Source organism: Paraburkholderia phytofirmans, from assembly GCF_046028095.1.
Classification (GTDB): Bacteria; Pseudomonadota; Gammaproteobacteria; order Burkholderiales; family Burkholderiaceae; genus Paraburkholderia; species Paraburkholderia phytofirmans_A.
Window position 1 is genome coordinate 379,891 of sequence record NZ_JAQQDJ010000006.1, and the last position, 17,054, is coordinate 396,944.

8 protein-coding genes are annotated in these 17,054 nt (G+C 63.6%); 5 read left to right on the plus strand and 3 right to left on the minus strand.

The window, feature by feature from the left end; translation table 11 throughout:
• Positions 1-40: 40 nt before the first annotated feature.
• From PQR54_RS19955 to PQR54_RS19965, 3 genes are all read right to left on the minus strand, one after another.
• Positions 41-2,539 (minus strand): acyl-CoA dehydrogenase, encoded by a 2,499-nt coding sequence (locus tag PQR54_RS19955; RefSeq protein WP_408248637.1) that lies wholly within the window; start codon positions 2,537-2,539, stop codon positions 41-43.
• A 465-nt stretch (positions 2,540-3,004) separates the two neighbouring features.
• A complete protein-coding gene (locus tag PQR54_RS19960; protein ID WP_408248639.1) occupies positions 3,005-3,877 on the minus strand; it encodes a TetR/AcrR family transcriptional regulator in 873 nt (290 codons plus the stop codon).
• Between the two features lie 360 nt (positions 3,878-4,237).
• Positions 4,238-5,458, minus strand: a complete 1,221-nt coding sequence (locus tag PQR54_RS19965; protein ID WP_408248641.1) for an MFS transporter — start codon at positions 5,456-5,458, stop codon at positions 4,238-4,240.
• A gap of 410 nt (positions 5,459-5,868) precedes the next feature.
• On the opposite strand from PQR54_RS19965, the gene PQR54_RS19970 reads away from it, so the two are divergent.
• The 5 genes from PQR54_RS19970 (at position 5,869) to PQR54_RS19990 (ending at position 16,994) form a co-directional block, all read left to right on the plus strand.
• Positions 5,869-6,243 (plus strand): MAPEG family protein, encoded by a 375-nt coding sequence (locus PQR54_RS19970; RefSeq protein WP_408248643.1) that lies wholly within the window; start codon positions 5,869-5,871, stop codon positions 6,241-6,243.
• 75 nt (positions 6,244-6,318) lie between these two features.
• On the plus strand, positions 6,319-6,840 hold the full coding sequence (locus PQR54_RS19975) for a GNAT family N-acetyltransferase (protein WP_408248645.1): 522 nt from the start codon (positions 6,319-6,321) through the stop codon (positions 6,838-6,840).
• Between the two features lie 146 nt (positions 6,841-6,986).
• Positions 6,987-8,318: a chloride channel protein gene (locus PQR54_RS19980; protein ID WP_408248647.1), complete on the plus strand. Its 1,332-nt coding sequence runs from the start codon at positions 6,987-6,989 to the stop codon at positions 8,316-8,318.
• Positions 8,319-8,615: 297 nt separating this feature from the next.
• On the plus strand, positions 8,616-11,150 hold the full coding sequence (locus tag PQR54_RS19985; protein ID WP_408248649.1) for a glucose/quinate/shikimate family membrane-bound PQQ-dependent dehydrogenase: 2,535 nt from the start codon (positions 8,616-8,618) through the stop codon (positions 11,148-11,150).
• A gap of 342 nt (positions 11,151-11,492) precedes the next feature.
• Complete coding sequence (locus tag PQR54_RS19990; RefSeq protein WP_408248651.1) at positions 11,493-16,994, plus strand: trifunctional serine/threonine-protein kinase/ATP-binding protein/sensor histidine kinase; 5,502 nt, start codon at positions 11,493-11,495, stop codon at positions 16,992-16,994.
• The last annotated feature ends 60 nt before the right edge of the window (positions 16,995-17,054 follow it).

The following is a 17,054-nucleotide window of genomic DNA, read 5'->3' on the forward strand; positions in this document are numbered from 1 at the left end:
GCGCGCCTTCCCCGGATGTTTTTTTAAGCCGGTGCCGAACTCACGCGGCGAGCTCCAGCGCTTTTTCCAGCGCCTCCTTGCGCTTTTGCAGATTGGCGAGCATGTCGAAGTCGGCGGGGAAATCGTCCACCTTCACGACTTGCGCGCCGTAGCGCGCGTAGTCGTCGAGCACGCGGCGCTCGTCGGCGTCGAGCAGGCCTTTTTTCTGTGCGGTGTCTGTCCATGCGGCCAGTTGCGGCAGGCTCTGCGGCATCGGATCGAGCAGCCCTTGCTTGACCGCGTCGCGCAGCTTCTGCTCGATCCGCGTGAAACGCGGGTTCAGCTCGAACACCAGCTCGCCGTAGCCGAGCGCGTCGACATCCGGATGCGGCACGTATGAATCGGACACCAGACGATTGCGGGCGGCGCCTGGCGTTTGCATCAGTTCGGCAATCTCGCTGCCGAGGCGGTCGGACGGCTCGCGATACGGCAGTCCGAACGGAAACGCGAGCACGCGCACGAGGCCGGCGGCGAGGCGGTTCGGATAGTTGGCGAGCACGCCGTCGAGCGCGTGTTGCGCTTTATACAGCGAGTCCTCCACGCCCCAGCGGACCAGCGGCAGGTCTTCTTCCTGGCGGCCTTCGTCTTCGAAACGCTTGAGCGTGGAGGAGATCAGGTAGAGCTGCGACAGCACGTCGCCCAGACGCGCGGAGATGCGCTCGCGGCGTTTCAGATCGCCGCCGAGCACGAACATCGAAACATCGGCGAGCAACGCGAACGCGGTCGAGAGGCGGGTGGCCGCGCGGTAGTAAGAAAGCAGCGGCGCATGCGCCGTGCGCGGTTTGGCGATGAACGCGCCGCCCGTCACGCCATAGACGAAACTGCGCACCACGTTGGAGAGCGTGAAGCTGACGTGGCCGAAGAACGCCTCATCGAAATCGCGCAGCGCGCGGGCGCGATCCGGTTCGCGCGTGGCGGCCATTTCCTTCAGCACATACGGGTGACAACGAATCGCCCCCTGCCCAAAGATGATCAGGCAACGCGTGAGAATGTTGGCGCCTTCCACGGTGATCGCGATCGGCACCTGCTGATAGGCGCGCGCGAGAAAGTTCGACGGCCCCATGCAGATGCCCTTGCCGGCGGCGACATCCATGCCGTCGTTGATGACCATGCGGGCGCGCTCGGTGATGTGATACTTGGCAATCGCCGAGATCACCGAAGGCTTTTCGCCGAGATCCACCGCATGCGCGGACAGGCGGCGCGCGGCGTCCATCACGTACAGGTTGCCGCCCATGCGTCCGAGCGCTTCCTGCACGCCCTCGAACTTGCCGACGGCGGTGCGGAACTGGCGGCGAACCGCCGCATAAGCGCCGGTGCCGCGCACGGCGATCTTCGCCATCCCCACATTCGACGAAGGCAGCGAAATCGCCCGGCCTGCCGCGAGACATTCCATCAGCATGCGCCAGCCGTTGCCGACCTGGGCGCGGCCGCCGATCACCCAGTCGAGCGGAATGAACACGTCCTTGCCCGAGTTCGGGCCGTTCTGGAACACCGCGTTCAACGGCCAATGACGGCGGCCGATGTTCACGCCCGGATGGTCGGTCGGAATCAGTGCGCAGGTGATGCCGGGTTCATCGTCGTTGCCGAGCAGATGCTCGGGATCGAGCGCGCGAAACGCGAGGCCGAGCACGGTCGCAATCGGGCCGAGCGTGATGTAGCGCTTGTCCCACGTGACGCGAAAGCCCAGCGTCTCGCGGCCTTCGAACATGCCCTTGCACACGATGCCGACATCAGGAATCGCCGCCGCGTCGGAACCCGCATACGGGCTCGTCAATGCAAAACAGGGGATTTCGTCGCCGCGTGCGAGGCGCGGCAGGTAGTGGTTTTTCTGCTCGTCGGTACCGTAGTGCATCAGCAGTTCGGCGGGGCCGAGCGAGTTCGGCACCATCACCGAAACGGCGGCGGCCGAGCAGCGCGTGGCGAGCTTCATGATGACCTGCGAATGCGCGTAGGCGGAGAACTGTTTGCCGCCGTACTGCTTCGGAATGATCATGCCGAGAAAGCCGCGCTCCTTGATGTATTGCCAGGTTTGCGGCGACAGGTCTTGCCAGACCATGGTGGTTTCCCAGTCGTTCGCGAGGTCGCACAGCTTCTCGCATTCGACGTCGAGGAACGACTGTTCTTCCGCAGTCAAGGTGGCGGGGCCGTAGCCGAGCAGCTTGTCCCAGTGCGGACGTCCGGAGAACAGTTCGGCGTCCCACCAGACGGTGCCGGCTTCGATCGCGTCGCGCTCGGTCGGCGACATCTGCGGCAGGATCTTGCGGAAGATGTCGAGCACGGGCCTGGCGAGCCATGTGCGGCGCAGCGGTTTGAGCGCAAGAACCAGGGCGGGGAGGACGAAGACGATGGCAAGCAGCGTGGTGACCGCCGGACCCGCGGCTCCGCTGACATGCGCGGCCGCCACCCAGACGATCATGAAGGCAAGCCACCATCCCGCGCGCGCCTGAACGTAGACGAGCGCGAAGGCGGCAATCACTAACACCAGGATGAACCACGGCATGACGTTTCCTCCTCTTTCGATGGTGCGTGCGGACGCATCCACGCAGCGCGGATGGTTCGCGTTCTGTTGATGTTCTGCGTCACGCTCGCGCTGCCTCGTTGCGCGTTTGCATGTCGCCTGCGTCTGTCGGCCTGTCGCGCGTGCCGCGTTTTGTATGCGTGTGCGCGTCGTGTGTGCAGTTCGACAGCGCGGTGTCGCTTAGGTGCGGAACTTAGACGTGCTGCTCAGGTATGTGGCGCTCATCGTGTTCGGCTGCCTTCTTGCTGAGTGTTGACTGAGTACTTGTTGCCTGTTTCGCGCTCACCGGCGGCGTAGGGATTGCCGGTTCACTACGGGTTCGACACTGCGGCGTGCTTACTATTCTGGTTTGCCCGCATGACGTGGTGGTGATTCGCTCGGCTGCTCGCGCAGGCGCCACATGCGGGCAACGGCTCATGGCGGCGCGTTGCCCGCAGCGCCCGCTCGCTAAGCCGCGCCGTGGAATGCGTGCTGCCGCGAACCTGCTTCCATGTTGCCGCCGCGATGGTCGCCTTCCGATACGGCCGGCGATGACGATGGCGACTCCGATCCGCCTTCACTACGCGCCGCGCTCGCGGCTTCAGCGACGCCGACGCCCGCGCACTCCGAGCCGCCTTCGCTAGCGTCGCCGAGTACCGCGGCGAACGCGGCCAGTTGCGTGCCGTCAGGCAACGGTGCCTTGAGCGCGGCCACCATCAGCGAAGCGAGGCGGGCGATGAGTTGCAGGTCGTTCATCGACTTGCCCTGCGAGAACTCGGAGAGCAGGCTGTCCGTGTCGGTGCCGGCCAGCACGCCCGACAGCGCGCCGATCGCGAAGTGCAGACGCCAGCCGAGTTCCTCGCGCGGCAGATGCGGCAGCGCGCGCTGAAACGCATCGAAAAAACGTACCGCCACTGAGGCGTAATGCCCGTTGAGAAAGTCGCGAATGAACGACGACGGATCGGTATAAGCGCGGCCGAGCAAACGCAGAAACGCCTTGCCGCCTACCCGCGGATCGCGCGACAGGCGCAGCGCCGGAATGAACATCGCGCCGAGCACATGCTCGCAGGTCAGACGCTCGCCGAGCAGGCTATCGAAGCGGTCGAGCAGCTTGAGCCGCTCCTGGTTGAGATGGTCGAGGCGGCGCGACAGCATCGAGTGAATCAGCGATTCCTTGCTGCCGAAGTGATAGTTCACTGCCGCGAGATTGACCTCGGCGCGCGAAGTAATCTGGCGCAACGACATGGCCTCATAGCCGCAGTCGATGAAGAGCGTTTCGGCGGCGTCGAGGATGCGGGACTTCGTATCGCCGGCATGCCGGCCTGTTGTGCGAACTGCCATGTTGCGTCTCCCAGTTGCCGGGCATCCGGCGCGCAAACAAGCGATTCAAATGTTTATTTGAAACGGCCGTTTTTTTCAGGATAAGAAGAAATGATGCGTGCGATCAAGGGGTCACAGTCGACTAACTCCTCTAGAAGACCTGACGAGGGTCCGTCTTTCCATTGCGAGCGGCCCGTCAATCCGCGCGGAAATAAAAAAGGCCGTTCCGATGAAAATCGGAACGGCCTCGTATTGCTTGCTACTCTGTTTGGCCCTGCGTATACGTGCTGACGCGTGCTCTGCGTCGCGGCGGTTCAAGCCGCCTTTGCTGCCTATTGTGCCCGATAACGCGCCGGTAAAATAGCTGTTTGGTTCGAACGCTTAAAGCTGCGCCGCGACCTGTTTCGCCGACTGCGTCATGTCGATGCCGCGGCGCTCGCGGCTGAACGGAATCAGCGCGGCGATCACCACTGCCACGATGCCGATCACGATCGCCATGATGAGCGCGTAGTTGTTGCCGTGCGCTTCGGCCGCGCTCGCCTGCAACGGACCGTTCACCGACGCGATCAGATTGCCGAGTTGATACACCAGTCCGGGAAAGGTCGCGCGAATTTCATCGGGAGAGATTTCGTTCAGGTGTACTGGAATCACACCCCACGCGCCCTGCACGGAGATCTGCATCAGGAAGGCGCCCACTGCGAGCAGCACTGGCGTAGTCGAGAAAGCCCACAGCGGCAGCACCGGCAACGCGATCAACGCAGCGATGAAGATCGCGCGCTTGCGGCCGATCTTCTCCGACAACGCGCCGAAGAACAGCCCGCCGCAAATCGCGCCGATGTTCAGCACGATCGTGATCCACGACACCGTGTGCGCGTCGAACTGATGCTGCACGCGCAGGAAGGTCGGATACAGATCCTGCGAACCGTGCGAGAAGAAGTTGAACGCGGTCATCAGAATGATCGCGTACAGCGACAGCTTGACGTTCTGCCTGAGCGTGGCGACGAGACCCGGACGCGCTTTCTTTTCGAGCGTCTTGAAGGCGGGCGACTCCGGCACGTGGGCGCGCACGTACAACACGAGCAAAGCCGGCAACACGCCGACGAAGAACATGCCGCGCCAGCCGATGTACTGATAGAACACGCCGAATACGACCGAAGCGAGCAGATAGCCGCTCGGATAGCCAGCTTGCAGCAGACCCGAGACGATGCCGCGCGACTTCGGCGGCACGGTCTCCATGGTCAGTGCGCCGCCGACGCCCCATTCGCCGCCCATCGCGATGCCGAACAGCGCGCGCAGCACGAGCAGGGTGGCGAGATTCGGCGAAAAGCCGGACAGCAATTCGAGCAATGAGAAACACGCGATGTTGACCATCAGCGTGGGGCGGCGGCCGTACTTGTCGGCGAGCCAGCCGAAAATCAATGCGCCGAGCGGACGCATCACCAGGGTCAACATAATGCCGAAGGCGACTTCGGGAATTTTTGTATTGAACTCCGCCGCAATATCTTTCAATACGAACACCATTAGAAAGAAATCGAATGCGTCGAGTGTCCAGCCCAGATAGGCAGCGATCGTGACGTTTCTTTGTTCCCGTGTCCAACTCATTGATTGTTCTCCTGGTTCTCCATTCACCCGTGTTCAAAGACGGGTGGCTCCGCAGCCCCGTACGCCCCGTGGCATGGGCTTCGAGCGAGTGTACGCCGACTGTTAAACGCTTGCATGGATGAAGGCGCCTTTATCCGTATTAATCCCTGGATCCGAATTCGCGCAGAATGGCGGCGTGCGCTTCGTGTCGGGAAAATGTAATTATTGTATTAACGGTGTGTGCAATTAATTTTGTTATTTGTAATCTGTTTCGGGTGTGATTTCGTACTAATCCGGTCAATTTGACTTTAAGCGATTGGCTGAATCGGTAGAGGTGACGCTCGCCGAATTCCGGTTGGCGGCGGTGCTGGCCGGCGGGTATAACAGCGGCTCGCGGCGTTTCGCGTCGTGCATACAAGGGGGACTCACCAATGACAATTCCGCATTTATGCCTGCTCATCGTGGCGCTGTTGCCGTTTCCGTGGACCATGCTCGCGAAAGTCAGCAGGCGCTACGACAATCGCACGCCACGCGCCTATCTTGCCGGTCTCGAAGGCTGGCGCGCGCGGGCTCATGCGGCGCATCAGAACGCGTGGGAGGCGCTGGCCATGTTCACCGCGGCGATCGTCGTCGCAGGACAGGCGGGCGGATCGATCACGTGGATCAACTGGCTGGCGATCACGTTCGTCGTCACACGTGTGCTGCACGGCGTGCTGTATGTCGCGAACCTGGCGTCGCTGCGTTCGCTCGTGTGGTTCGTCGGCGTGGCGTGCGTGGTGTCGATGTTCGTCGTTTCCATTCGCTAATCATGTGCGGCGGGATCGCGCCAGTCGCGCCGTGCGAGCCGTCGTTGCTGAATTGAGTCGAGAGGGGAGTCGCCGATGAGCTTGCCGCACTTCACGACCGCGCGTTTGCTGTTGCGGCCGCGCAGCTTCGACGATCTCGAAGCATGCCTCGCCATGGATCGCGACGTCGAGGTCACGCGGCATATTCCGGGTCCGTGGCAGGACCCGGTCGCGCATCGGCAGTTTGTCGAGGCGCGCATGCGCTGCGCGTATCCCGACGGGCTCGGCTACTGGTCGATCTTCGAACGCGCTGCGCCGGAGCGTTTTCTCGGCTGGGTGCTGCTGATTCCAGAAGACACCGCCGGGCCGGAGGTCGAAATCGGCTGGCGCCTGGTGCGTTCCGCGTGGGGCAGAGGGATCGCGGGAGAGGCCGCGCGGGCGATAGTCGAGCACGCGTTCGCGACGGTCGGACTGTCCGCGGTGGTTGCGGGCATCGCGGCGGAAAACACCGCATCGCGACGGCTTGCCGCGAAGCTGGGCATGCGCTGCCCGGAAGGCGCGCCGGTCGACGCGGACGGGTATGTGCGCTATCGGATCGAACGAGACGGCGCGGGTTGATACGCGAGCTTCGCAAGTGCCTGGATAGGTCGTCACGTTAATATATGCAATCCACGCATCAGTCGAGCTGAAAAATCAATTGGATTCATGTTGCGTCGCGGAATAAGATGGCCGCCATCCCATCTATTCGCTTTTGTCGACGCGCCATGTCAGTCAAATCAATCACTTCCGAGCCTGTACGCCGCGAGCGGAGTCCTTTTGCCGTGGTCGCCACCGTCACGCTGCTTACGGGCCTCGGCGCCGGCCTCGGCGGCATGTTGCTCGCGCTGCTGCTGCACGGCATCCAGCATCTTGCTTACGGATACAGCGTGACGCACGTCATCAGCGCCGAGAGTTTTCTGCAAGGCGTCAGCGCTGCCGCGCCCGAGCGCCGCCTGCTCGTGCTGACGATTTGCGGCCTGGTCGCGGGATTCGGCTGGTGGGCGCTGTACCGGTTCGGCCGGCCGCTCGTGAGCATTCGCCAGGCCGTCAAGTCCGACGATCCGCAAATGCCCGTCATGAGCACGACGATTCATGCCGTGCTGCAGATCGTCACCGTGGCGCTCGGCTCACCGCTCGGCCGCGAAGTCGCGCCGCGCGAAATCGGCTCGGCGTTGGCCGGCTGGCTGTCGCGCCGGGCGGGCCTGTCGGTCGCGCAGAGCCGGATCATGGTGGCGTGCGGCGCGGGCGCCGGTCTGGCCGCGGTCTACAACGTGCCGCTCGGCGGCGCCGTGTTCGTGCTCGAAGTGTTGCTGGGCACGTTCGGCTGGCCCGCTGTGGTGCCGGCCATCGTCACCTCGTCGATGGCCGCGCTGGTTGCGCAACTGGGATTGGGCAACGAGCATCAATACCTCGTTCCGTCGATGACGCTGAGCCCCGCGCTCGTGGTCTGGTCTGTGGTGTGCGGTCCGATTTTCGGCGTGGCGGCGTGGAGCTTCGCGGAACTGATGAAACGCTCGCGCGCGGCCGCGCCAAAAAACTGGCGCCTGCCGGTGTTGTCGCTGCTGAACTTCGCGATGATCGGCGTGCTCGCGATGCATTTCCCGCAGTTGCTCGGCAATGGTAAGGGACCTGCGGGCCTGGCGTTCGATGGTGGCCTGACCATCAGTCTCGCCACGATGCTGCTGGTGCTGAAGGTGGTGATCACCGCGAGCAGTTTGCGCGCGGGCGCCGAAGGCGGCCTGCTCACGCCGGGACTCGCGAATGGCGCGTTGCTGGCGATCGTGCTCGGCGGATTGTGGAGCCTCGTGTGGCCGGGGGCGTCGTTGGGCGCATTCGCGGTGATCGGCGCAACGGCGTTTCTGGCTGCCTCCATGCAGATGCCGATCACCGCCGTGGTGCTCATGTTCGAATTCACCCGCGTGAGCCAGGACTTTCTGATTCCCGTGTTGTTTGCCGTGGGCGGCGCGCTGCTGGGTTTTCGTGCGTGCGCGAAGTGGGCGCCCGCGCTGCAGTCGAGCTTCGGGTTTGGCTGGAGCGGGGCGAGCAAGGCGCGATAAAGCATGGGTCGCCTGATGGTGACGCGGACGGCGAAAACGAAAGGAGAGCGAAAGGAAAGCCGGCGTGGACCTTGAATTGAAATACGCCAACGCGAACGACGTCACGAGCGGTACGTCCTCGATGCTCGCGACACCGCGCGCTTCCTGGCGACGAGTCCGATGGCCGGCGAATCGCGAATGTACAGTTTCAGCAGAATAATGCGCACCTTCTGATATGCTTTTTTCCGTGCTCCGGCGCGTGAATTCGGCGTCGGTACCGACGGCAGGCGGTATCCACTCAAGAGGGTTGCGATCATCATGACCAGTCAGTCGAATTCCCGGGGCGTGATCGGCGTCATCACGTTGCTCTTCACCGTGCTCACCGCGCTTTATTTGTTGATCGGCGGCGCATGGCTTCTTTCGGTCGGCGGCTCCGCCTACTATCTCGTCACGGGCATCGTGCTGTTGGGCGTGGCCTGGCTCCTGTGGCGGCGCAGTCCCGCCGCGCTCGTGCTCTATGCGCTGGTGCTGATCGGCACGGCGATCTGGGCTCTGATGGAATCGGGTCCGGACTTCTGGGCGCTCGCGCCGCGCTCAGGTGTGCTCGTCATCTTCGGCGTGTGGTTGCTGCTGCTCGTGAGTTGGCGGCTCGTCGGCGAGCGCAAGCTGGGTGTGGTGTCACTCGTCGTCGCGCTCGTGGCATGGGCGGGCGTGCTGGTGTATGCGAGCTTCAACGATCCGCAGCAGGTGAACGGCACTCTGAGCGCCTCCGCGCCCGCGAGCGCCGCCGGCACCGGCAGTGGAATCGACGCCGCCGACTGGCCCGCCTATGGGCGCACCCAGGAAGGCACTCGCTACTCGCCACTACAGCAGATCACGCCTGAGAATGTGAAGGATCTCCAGGTGGCCTGGACCTTCCGCACGGGTGACATGAAGGGGCCCAACGATCCTGTCGAGATCACCAACGAAGTCACGCCGATCAAGATCGGCGATCTGCTTTACCTGTGCTCGCCGCACCAGATTCTTTTCGCGCTCGACGCGAAGACGGGCGCGCTCAAATGGAAGTTCGATCCGAGGCTGAAGTCCGATCCGTCGTTCCAGCATGTGACTTGCCGTGGTGTGTCGTATGTCGATCTGTCGGCCAGTGCGAAGGCGGCCGCACCTGCGGCGGCTGCGACACCGACGAGCGATGCGACCGCAGCCGCTGCCGCAACCGCGAGTGATGCCACCGCAGCCACCGCTGCGTCAGCGAGCGATGCGACCGCAGCCGCAGCGGCACCCGCAAGCGATACCACAACCGCCGCCGCGCCAGCGAGCGACACCACCGCCGCCTGCACACGCCGCATCTACCTGCCGGTCAACGACGGCCACCTCTACGCGCTCGATGCACTGACAGGCCAACGTTGCGAGGGCTTCGCCAACCACGGCGACCTCGACCTCCAACACGCCCAGCCGGTCACGACAGCGGGCATGTACGAGCCCACCTCGCCATCGATCATCACCAGCAAGGTGATCGTCGTGGCGGGCTCGGTCGAGGACAACTTCTCGAACCGCGAGCCGTCGGGTGTCATCCGCGGCTTCGACGTGCGCACGGGCGAATTGCTCTGGGCGTTCGACCCGGGCGCGAAGGACCCGAATCACATTCCGGGCGCGGGCGAGCACTACACGTGGAACTCGCCCAACTCGTGGGCGCCCGCCGCCTACGACGCGAAACTCGACATCGTCTATCTGCCGATGGGTGTCACGACGCCGGATATCTGGGGCGGCAACCGCACGCCGGAGCAGGAGCGTTACGCGAGCGGCCTGCTCGCACTCAACGCCTCGACCGGCAAGCTCGCCTGGTTCTACCAGACCGCGCACCACGACCTGTGGGACATGGACCAGCCGTCGCAGCCCACGCTCGCCGACATCACCGGCAAGGATGGCCAGAACGTGCCGGTCGTCTACGCGCCGGCCAAGACCGGCAATCTGTTCGTGCTCGACCGCCGCACGGGTGTGCCCGTCGTGCCGGCGCCCGAAACGGCCGTGCCGCAAGGCGCCGCCCCCGGCGACCACGTGTCGCCGACGCAGCCGTTCTCGCAGCTCACGTATCGTCCGTCGAAGAACCTGACCGACGCCGACATGTGGGGCGCGACGATGTACGACCAGCTCGTGTGCCGCGTGATGTTCCACAAGCTGCGGTATGAAGGCACGTTCACGCCGCCGTCGCTGCAGGGCACACTCGTATTCCCGGGCAACCTCGGCATGTTCGAGTGGGGCGGCATTGCCGTCGACACCGACCGCCAGATCGCCGTCGCGAATCCGATCGCGCTGCCGTTCGTCTCGCGTCTGATTCCGCGCGGACCCGGCAACCCGTTGGAGCCCGTGCCCGGCGCCAAGGGCAGCGGCACGGAGTCAGGCATTCAGCCGCAATACGGCGTGCCGTACGGCGTGGTGATCAACCCGTTCCTCTCGCCGTTCGGTTTGCCGTGCAAGCAGCCGGCATGGGGCTACATCTCCGCGATCGATCTGAAGACCAATGAGATCGTGTGGAAGAAGCGCATCGGCACGGTGCGCGATAGTTCGCCCGTTCCATTGCCGTTCAGAATGGGCATGCCGATGCTGGGCGGTCCGATGGTCACCGCGGGCGGCGTCGCGTTTATCGGCGCGACCGCGGACAACTACATCCGCGGGTTCGACGTGAACAACGGCAAGCAGGTCTGGGAAGCCCGCCTGCCCGCAGGCGGCCAGGCCACGCCGATGAGTTATTCGATCAACGGCCGTCAGTACGTCGTGATCGCGGCGGGCGGGCATGGCTCGTTCGGCACGAAGCTCGGCGACTATGTGATTGCCTACGCCTTGCCGCAGCAGTAAGCGGCGCGTGCCGTCGCAATTGTTTGTGGCGCGGCGCGCCGGAAGGTTCCGGCCTCATGCAGCGGCATGCCGCGCGCGGGAAGCGCGCCGCGCATGCCGTTTTTTTTGTGTCACTTCCATGTGTCGCGCCGGCGCCTGTCCAATAAATGGGACGGCAGTGCGCGCAATAGCCGGGGAGGCGGGAAGCGCGGACAATAATTTCTAAATGGAATTCACAGCATTACAGCAAGCTTCCAGCGTGGGACCGGAGTAAGCGCTTTGCACTAGCTCCGGTCGACCGCATTCTGCATGGGACCGGAGCCAGTGCCGAAGCACTCGTTCCGATCGACAGTGGAGTCCGCCGTGGATCTCACCGGATACGAGTTGGAGCCGCTGCACGACGACGGCGACTTCTCCCTCTATCGCGCCCGCAGACCCCGCCATGCCGTCTCGGTGCTTGCGCTGGTCGTCACGCGCCCGGCCTCGCAGAGCATCACCCGGCTCGAGCACGAGTACGGATTGGCTCCGCTGCTCGATTCCAGCTGGGCGGCTCAGCCGCTTGCGCTGTACCGTCGCAGAGAGCCGCCCATGCTCGTTCTCGACGACGACGGCGGCGAGCCCCTCTATCGCTCACTCGGCCATCCGCTGGAACTCACGCGCTGGTTGCGCATCGCCGTCAATCTGGCGCGGGTGATCGGCCACGTTCACCGATGCGGGCTCGTTCACAAGGACATCAAGCCGGCGAACGTGCTCGTCGACGGGAACGGCAACGTGCGGCTCACCGGCTTCGGCATCGCCTCGCAACTGCCGCACGAACATCAGCCGCCCGCGCCGCCGGAGATCGTGGCCGGAACCTTCGCGTACATGGCGCCCGAGCAGACGGGCCGCATGAACCGCTCGATCGACACGCGCAGCGATCTCTACTCGCTCGGCGTCACCCTGTACGAGATGCTCACCGGCGCGCTGCCGTTCACCGCATCGGACGCGATGGAGTGGATTCATTGCCACATTGCGCGCAGGCCGACACCGCCGGGCGAGCGCGTCGGCGGCCTGCCGAAGCCGGTCGAGGGGATCGTGCTGAAGCTCCTCGCCAAGGCCGCCGAGGACCGTTACCAGACCGCGGCGGGTGTCGAAGCCGACCTGCGGTCGTGCCTCGCGGCATGGGAGGCGCACCAGCGCATCGATCCGTTCCCGCTGGGCGCGCACGACGCGTCCGACCGCCTGCTGGTCCCAGAAAAACTGTACGGACGCGAGGCGCAGATCGAAGCGCTCGTGACCGCGTTCGATCGTGTCGTGGGCAGCGGGGCGGTTGAACTGGTGCTGATCTCGGGCTATCCGGGCATCGGCAAGTCGTCGGTCGTCAACGAGTTGCACAGGGTGCTGGTGCCGCCGCGCGGCCTGTTCGCGTCCGGCAAGTTCGACCAGTACAAGCGCGACATCCCTTACGTGCCATTTGCCCAGGCGTTCCAGACGCTCGTACGGAACCTGCTGAGCCAGAGCGACGCGGAGGTCGAGCCGTGGCGGCACGCGCTGATGGAGGCGCTTGGGCCCAACGCTCAGCTGATGGTGAATCTGATCCCGGAGCTCGCGCTGATCATCGGCGAGCAGCCGCCCGCGCCCGTGCTGCCGCCGCAGGATGCGCAAAACCGCTTCCAGATCGTATTTCGACGTTTTCTCGGCGTGTTCGCGCGACCGGAGCATCCGCTCGCGCTGTTTATCGACGACCTGCAATGGGTCGATACGGCAACGCTCGACCTGCTCGCGCATCTGGTCACGCACCCGGACGTGAAGCACGTTCTGCTGGTCGGCGCGTACCGGGACAACGAGGTGGATGCATCGCACCCGTTTGCGCGCACGTTGGAATCGATAAGTCATGCCGAAGGGAAGGTGCAGCAGATAGAGCTCGCGCCGCTTACAGCGCAGAATGTCACGCAACTCGTCGCTGATTCGCTTCATTGCGACAGCACGAGCGCCGGCCCGCTCGCGCAACTGGTGCACGAGAAGACCGGCGGCAATCCATTCTTCGCGATCCAGTTTCTGACCGCACTCGCCGATGAAGATCTGCTCACCTTCGATCAGCGCGCCGCGGCGTGGTGTTGGGATCTGCCGCGCATCCGTTCAAAGGGTTTTACCGAGAACGTCGCCGATCTGATGGCGGCGAAGCTGAGCCGCTTGCCTGCGCCGACGCGCGATGCATTGGGGCAACTGGCGTGCCTCGGCAACATCGCCGAAGTGATCGCACTGACGTGGGTTCAGGGCGGTTCCGAAGAGACGATCCACGCGAACCTGTGGGAAGCCGTGCGAACGGGCCTCGTTTTTCGCGTGGCCAACGCCTATGAATTCGCGCACGACCGCGTGCAGGAGGCCGCTTATGCGCTGATTCCCGCCGACGAGCGCGCCGCCGCGCATCTGCGGATCGGCCGGACGCTGGTGTCGCGGACCCCGTCGGACGCGCTGGAAGATGCCATCTTCGACATCGTCAACCATCTCAATCGCGGCGCGGCGCTGATCGTGACGGAGCCGGAGCGCGAGCAGACCGTTGCGTTGAACCTCATCGCGGGGCGGCGCGCGATGAATTCGACGGCCTACGCGGCCGCGCGCAGCTATCTGGCGCAGGGCGCTGCGCTGCTGTCGCCCGACGCATGGACGCAGCGCTACGACAGCACCTTCGATCTCTATCTCGCGTTTTCGGAGTGCGAATATCTGGTCGGCGATTTTGCGAAAGCCGACGCGCTGGTCGACATGATGCTCGCGAGAGCGCGCTCCAATCTCGATCGTGCGAAGGTCTTCAGTCTGCGGATCGAGTTGTATCAGCTCGCCGGAAGATATGACGAGAGCTTCGCGGTCGCGCTGGTCGCGCTGCGCGATTTTGGTATTCTCTTTCCTGAGACGGATCAGGACATCCAGGCGGCCCTCGACCGCGCATTGCGGGACGTTCATGTCAATCAGGCCGGGCGTTCCGTTGACCGACTCGTCGAGGTACCGGTGGCGACGGATCCCGCGATCGGTGCAATCGTCAATCTTCTCCTGCAGGCGATGAACTGCGCTTTCGCCGCGCGGCCCGCGTTCTATCCGCTCATTACCCTCAAGGCGGTGAACCTCTCCTTGCAGCACGGCAATACCGAGAACTCCAGTTTTGCTTACGGCAATTACGCGTTGATGCTGGTGTCCCTGATCGGCAATATCCCCACCGCCGTGCAGTTTTCAGAGATGTCGCTCAAGCTGAACGAGAAGTTCGGCAATCGGCGCCTGAATGGCAAGCTGCTGCATCTGTACGGCGCCCATGTCAATTTCTGGCGCTGCCACATTGCAAACAATCTGCCGGTGCTCGAACGGGCCACCGCTGCGTGCCTGGAAGCGGGCGACCTGGTTTTTGCAGGCAACGTCGCCTTCAACGCGGTTTGGCAGACGATCGAGAAAGGCGCTGCTCTCGAAGACGTGCAGACGCTCGCCGAGAAATACGCGGCGCTCGCGCGCGAGAGTCACAACGACGCGGTGTATGAGTTGATCCGGGTCGAGCGGCAATTCGTCATCAGTCTTCGCGGCAAGACAACCGAACCGTTGAACCTGAACGATGAGACCTTCGACGAAGCAGCCTGCTTCGAGGCCATCATCAAATCGAACTTCGGCTGCGCGATCGGCGTTTATCGCATCATCAAGGTCGTGCTCGCTTTCCTCGATGGCCGCTATTCAGAGGCGTTGGAAGCGGCCGGCCGGGCGGAGGCGGTCCTCAGTTCCGTCATGGCACTGGCGATCGAACCGACCTATCATTTCTTTCATGCGCTCATCTTGACGGCGCTTTATCCGCAGGCATCCGGGGAACAGCAGCAAGCCTACAGGCACATTCTTGCAGCGAAACTCAGCAAGCTCGAAATGTGGGCCGAGCACTGCCCGGAGAACTATCAGAATCGCTATGCGCTTGTCTGTGCGGAGCTCGCGCGTCTGGAGGGCCGCGATCTCGACGCCATGCGCCTTTATGAACAGGCTGTGCACTCCGCTCACGAGAACGGCTTTCCACACCACGAAGGCATCGCCAACGAACTCGCCGGTCGCTTCTATTTAAGCAGCGGGCTCAGAACGAGCGCCGATGCGTATTTGCGCAACGCGCGTCATTGCTTCGCCTTTTGGGGCGCGGACGGCAAGGTCGCGCAACTCGACGCGGAGTTCCCGCGCCTCGCCAATCAGGACGGAGGCAACGCGACGTCGACGCTCAGCTTCGATTGGCGGCAGTTCGACGCCGCGACGCTGCTCAAGGCGTCGCAAGCCCTTTCCAGCGAGATCGAACTGGATGGCCTGATCGAGCGCCTGATGACGATAGCGCTGCAGACCTCGGGCGCCGATCGCGGCTTGCTAGTTGTGCCGCAGCAGCCGGACGGCTACCGGATCGAGGTAGAGGCGCGTATCAATGGACACGGGATCGCGTTGAACCGCGAGCCGCTTGCCCATTCCGCCGTTCCTGCCGGCATTCTGCGTTACGTGATCCATACGCAAAAGAGCGTCATCGTCGACGATGCCTTGGTACCCAATATGTTCTCGCAGGACAGCTACCTGGCAAGTGGCGCGACGCGCTCCCTGTTCTGCCTGCCGCTGGTCAGACAGGGCACGCTCAGCGGCCTCCTGTATCTCGAGAACACGGCCACGTCGCATGTGTTTACGGCGCGCCGTTCCTCGCTGCTCGATTTGCTGGCGTCACAGGCGGCCATTTCGCTGGAGAACACGCGTCTATATGCCGAACTTCAGGAGCGCGAGGCAAAGGTTCGGCGCCTCGTGGATTCCAACATCATCGGGATCCACATTTGGGACTTTGATGGCAACGTCGTCGAAGCAAACGACGCTTTTCTGCGCATCGTGGATTACAGCCGGGAAGATCTGGTCTCAGGGCGTATCCGCTGGCCCGATCTCACTCCGCCCGAGTGGCGCGAGCTCGACGAACGGGTGAGGGTGGAACTAACGACCACCGGCAGCGCCAATCCGTTCGAGAAAGAATACATTCGCAAGGATGGCAGCCGGGTGCCCGTGCTGGTCGGCGCGGCGGCGTTCGGCGGCCGCGAGGGGCAGGGCGTCGCTTTCATACTCGACCTGACCGACCAGAAGCGGGCGCAACAGGACGTGCGCGACAGCGAACGGCGATATGTCGGACTCCAGATGGAGCTGGCGCATTCCAATCGCGTGGCGACGATGGGCCAGCTATCGGCGTCGATTGCCCACGAAGTGAAGCAACCCATTACCGCCACGGTCGCCTACGCCAGTGCCGCCTTGCGCTGGCTGGCGGCGCGCCCGCCCAATCTGGACGAGGTGCGTCAGGCGCTCAACCGGATCGTCGCGGACGGTGGCCGCGCCAATAACATCGTCGATCGCACCCGCGCTTTCTTTAAAAAGGAGCCGCAGCGAAAAGACGGCCTCGACATCAATGAAACGATTCTCGAATTGATCGCGTTCATGCGAAGCGAAGCCAGCAAACACGGTGTCGAGTTGGCCACGCAACTGGCTGAAGGATTGCCGCAGATCCATGGCGATCGGGTGCAACTGCAGCAAGTCATGCTGAATCTGATGATCAACGCCCTTGAAGCGATGAGCGCAACGGATGTCGGCGAGCGAGCGCTTTTGATCCGATCCGGCAGGTCCGGCATCGACGAACTGTGCATTAGCGTGGAGGATTCCGGACCGGGCCTCGACGCCGAGCACCTGGAAGGCGTATTCGAAGCTTTTTTTACGACCAAACCCAACGGGCTGGGAATGGGGCTGCCGATCTGCCGCTCGATCGTGGAAAGTCACGGCGGACGGCTATGGGTGACGTCGAACTCTGCGAGGGGCGCCACGTTTCAGTTCACGTTGCCTGCGCAAGGCGACGTAGCGCATACGTAGCGCATACGTAGCGCATACGTAGCGCATCCGGCGCCCGGTTCAGACAGTCGCGACACGCAC

What these genes read in the sequence shown, in the direction of transcription:
- PQR54_RS19970 (WP_408248643.1), top strand. Translation starts at nt 5,869, where the DNA reads ATGACAATTCCGCATTTATGCCTGCTCATCGTGGCGCTGTTGCCGTTT.
- PQR54_RS19955 (WP_408248637.1), bottom strand. Translation starts at nt 2,539, where the DNA reads ATGCCGTGGTTCATCCTGGTGTTAGTGATTGCCGCCTTCGCGCTCGTC.
- PQR54_RS19960 (WP_408248639.1), bottom strand. Translation starts at nt 3,877, where the DNA reads ATGGCAGTTCGCACAACAGGCCGGCATGCCGGCGATACGAAGTCCCGC.
- PQR54_RS19975 (WP_408248645.1), top strand. Translation starts at nt 6,319, where the DNA reads ATGAGCTTGCCGCACTTCACGACCGCGCGTTTGCTGTTGCGGCCGCGC.
- PQR54_RS19985 (WP_408248649.1), top strand. Translation starts at nt 8,616, where the DNA reads ATGACCAGTCAGTCGAATTCCCGGGGCGTGATCGGCGTCATCACGTTG.
- PQR54_RS19980 (WP_408248647.1), top strand. Translation starts at nt 6,987, where the DNA reads ATGTCAGTCAAATCAATCACTTCCGAGCCTGTACGCCGCGAGCGGAGT.
- PQR54_RS19965 (WP_408248641.1), bottom strand. Translation starts at nt 5,458, where the DNA reads ATGAGTTGGACACGGGAACAAAGAAACGTCACGATCGCTGCCTATCTG.